This window comes from Pseudoalteromonas sp. SMS1 (genome assembly GCF_021530565.1).
GTDB lineage: Bacteria > Pseudomonadota > Gammaproteobacteria > Enterobacterales > Alteromonadaceae > Pseudoalteromonas.
Window position 1 is genome coordinate 1 of the sequence record NZ_JAKGBI010000071.1, and the last position, 1149, is coordinate 1149.

1 protein-coding gene is annotated in these 1149 nt (G+C 48.0%); it reads left to right on the forward strand.

From position 1 onward, the window contains the following. On the forward strand, positions 1–1149 hold a 1149-nt coding region (locus L1286_RS24030), incomplete at both ends, for a hypothetical protein (protein WP_235409550.1).

A 1149-nucleotide genomic window follows, 5' to 3' on the forward strand; every position in this document is an offset into this window, starting at 1 on the left:
CACGACGGCTTATACCTATCACGGCACATCAAACCGTGTTCATACTGTGTCACAATCAGATGGCACCGCGATGACACTGACATACGATGCACAAAACCGTGTTAAAACCCTCATGGATGGGGAAAGTAACGTCACGGAATACTTTTATGACGATGCCAATACCACCCGCGTTGTAATTGGCGGGCAGACAACGACGTACCGTTTCGATACGAATGAACGTTTGTTGTCAAAAGAAGGGGTTGCAAACCACCAAATTATTAAAACCGAATACGGGTATTACGCAGACGACACCATGCACCCAGGCAAGTTGGCGTGGATGAAGGATGGTTTGGGCAATCAGGTTAACTACACCTATGATGCGCGTGGTAACCAATTAACGCAAACCGATGGCGAAGGTCGGGTTGTTACCAAGACGTACAACAGCGCTAACTTGTTAGAGACAGAAACTTTGGGTGATAGTACTACGCATTATATTTACAATGGCTACAACCATTTACGTTATATCGTTGACGGAGAAGGCGGCGTAACGGAGTTTCGTTATAACGCGCTTCATCAAAGAACCAGTCAACATATTTATACTCAGGCCTTCTCGGGTGCAGAGGTTACAGGCGTAAAGTTGAATGAGTGGGTTTTATCGTTAGATAAATCGGCACAACAATTGACAGAATATGCCTATGATTTTAGAGGCCAACTACAAAGCCGTACAACCTACTCGGATGTGACGAGAGAAGGGACCGGTACGGGTACAAACAACACCACGCAATATGTTTATGATGTGCATGGCAACTTGCTTCAAGAAACGATGGCAAATGGCCGTTCATCTACGCTGACGTATGACGGGCTGGGCCGAGTGCTGACAAAAACCGATGCCAACCAAGCCCAAACATCGTTTATTTATAATGACGCCACCCAAACCATTTCCACGCGCTATGCCAACGGGTTGTGGGAAACGCAAACATTAGACAAAACCGGTGCACTGGTGAGTCTGGCTAAAGGGGCAGGCCAAGGGGCCAGTGAGCTGGGTGTTGAGCGTATTTACCGTGATGCACAAGGGCGTGCGGTGGCCACAGAAGATGCCGAAGGCGCCAGAAGTTATGTGCTTTATGATGATGCTGGGCGTAAACGCTTTACAGTGGATGCATTGGGGGC